The organism is Stenotrophomonas sp. GL_101 (genome assembly GCF_057835675.1).
The window spans coordinates 4695001-4697500 of record NZ_CM174432.1 but is presented as its reverse complement, the minus strand read 5'-3'; the positions used below and the strand labels follow the sequence as shown (position 1 = coordinate 4697500).

At 53.6% G+C, this 2500-nt stretch carries 1 rRNA gene (cut by a window edge); it reads left to right on the top strand.

The window, feature by feature from the left end:
• Window positions 1-2470, top strand: a 23S ribosomal RNA gene (locus tag AC3IR9_RS20640) (it extends 411 nt beyond the left edge of the window).
• Window positions 2471-2500: the final 30 nt, after the last annotated feature.

The window sequence follows — 2500 nt, the reverse complement described above, 5'->3', positions numbered from 1 at the left end:
CTAAATACTACTGACCGACCGATAGTGAACCAGTACCGTGAGGGAAAGGCGAAAAGAACCCCGGAGAGGGGAGTGAAATAGATCCTGAAACCGTGTGCGTACAAGCAGTAGGAGCCTCGCAAGGGGTGACTGCGTACCTTTTGTATAATGGGTCAGCGACTTACTGTTCGTGGCAAGCTTAACCGTATAGGGGAGGCGAAGGGAAACCGAGTCTGATAAGGGCGCATAGTCGCGGGCAGTAGACCCGAAACCGGGTGATCTAGTCATGGCCAGGGTGAAGGTGCCGTAACAGGTACTGGAGGCCCGAACCCACGTCTGTTGCAAAAGACGGGGATGAGCTGTGATTAGGAGTGAAAAGCTAATCGAACCCGGAGATAGCTGGTTCTCCTCGAAAGCTATTTAGGTAGCGCCTCATATGTATCCTCTTGGGGGTAGAGCACTGTTATGGCTAGGGGGTCATCGCGACTTACCAAACCATTGCAAACTCCGAATACCAAGACGGACTGTATGGGAGACACACGGCGGGTGCTAACGTCCGTCGTGAAAAGGGAAACAACCCAGACCCACAGCTAAGGTCCCAAATTCACTGCTAAGTGGAAAACCATGTGGAAAGGCACAGACAGCCAGGAGGTTGGCTTAGAAGCAGCCACCCTTTAAAGAAAGCGTAATAGCTCACTGGTCGAGTCGGTCTGCGGGGAAGATTTAACGGGGCTAAGCAGTGAACCGAAGCTTGGGGTGTGCATATTTATATGTACGCGGTAGAGGAGCGTTCCGTAAGCCGTTGAAGGTGGATTGAGAAGTCTGCTGGAGGTATCGGAAGTGCGAATGCTGACATGAGTAACGATAATGCGGGTGAAAAACCCGCACGCCGAAAGCCCAAGGTTTCCTTGCGCAACGTTAATCGGCGCAGGGTGAGTCGGCCCCTAAGGCGAGGACGAAAGTCGTAGTCGATGGGAAGCAGGTTAATATTCCTGCACCTCGCGTAAGTGCGATGGAGGGACGGAGAAGGTTAGGCGTACCGGGCGTTGGTTGTCCCGGGGAAAGGCGGTAGGTTTGGATCTTTGGCAAATCCGGGATCCTTTAAGACCGAGCACCGAGACGAGCCTTTAAGGCGAAGTCGCTGATACCACGCTTCCAGGAAAAGCTCCTAAGCTTCAGCTTACGCAGACCGTACCGTAAACCGACACAGGTGGGTAGGATGAGAATTCTCAGGCGCTTGAGAGAACTCGGGTGAAGGAACTAGGCAACATGGCACCGTAACTTCGGGAGAAGGTGCGCCCTTTTTGGTGGCTCATGCGAGCTATAGCTGAAGAGGGCCGCAGAAACCAGGCCGCTGCGACTGTTTATCAAAAACACAGCACTCTGCAAACACGAAAGTGGACGTATAGGGTGTGACGCCTGCCCGGTGCTGGAAGGTTAATTGATGGGGTCAGCCGCAAGGCGAAGCTCTTGATCGAAGCCCCAGTAAACGGCGGCCGTAACTATAACGGTCCTAAGGTAGCGAAATTCCTTGTCGGGTAAGTTCCGACCTGCACGAATGGCGTAACGACAGCGGCGCTGTCTCCACCCGAGACTCAGTGAAATTGAAATCGCTGTGAAGATGCAGCGTTCCCGTGGCAAGACGGAAAGACCCCGTGAACCTTTACTATAGCTTTACACTGAACGTTGAGTTCGTCTGTGTAGGATAGGTGGGAGGCTATGAAACTGTGGCGCTAGCTGCAGTGGAGCCATCCTTGAAATACCACCCTGTCGTGCTTGACGTTCTAACCTGGGTCCATTATCTGGATCGGGGACCGTGTATGGTGGGTAGTTTGACTGGGGCGGTCTCCTCCTAAAGAGTAACGGAGGAGCTCGAAGGTACGCTCAGCGCGGTCGGACATCGCGCACTGTGTGCAAAGGCATAAGCGTGCTTGACTGCAAGATCGACGGATCAAGCAGGTAGGAAACTAGGACTTAGTGATCCGGTGGTTCTGTATGGAAGGGCCATCGCTCAACGGATAAAAGGTACTCCGGGGATAACAGGCTGATACCGCCCAAGAGTTCATATCGACGGCGGTGTTTGGCACCTCGATGTCGGCTCATCACATCCTGGGGCTGTAGTCGGTCCCAAGGGTATGGCTGTTCGCCATTTAAAGTGGTACGCGAGCTGGGTTCAGAACGTCGTGAGACAGTTCGGTCCCTATCTGCCATGGGCGTTGGAGATTTGAGAGGGGCTGCTCCTAGTACGAGAGGACCGGAGTGGACGAACCTCTGGTGTTCCGGTTGTCACGCCAGTGGCATTGCCGGGTAGCTATGTTCGGAAGCGATAACCGCTGAAAGCATCTAAGCGGGAAGCGCGCCTCAAGATGAGATCTCCCGGGGCACAAGCCCCCTGAAGGAACCATATAGACTATGTGGTTGATAGGTCAGGTGTGTAAGTACAGCAATGTATTGAGCTAACTGATACTAATGATCCGTGAGGCTTGACCATATAACCTCAAGTTGCCTTGGCCGACATGAC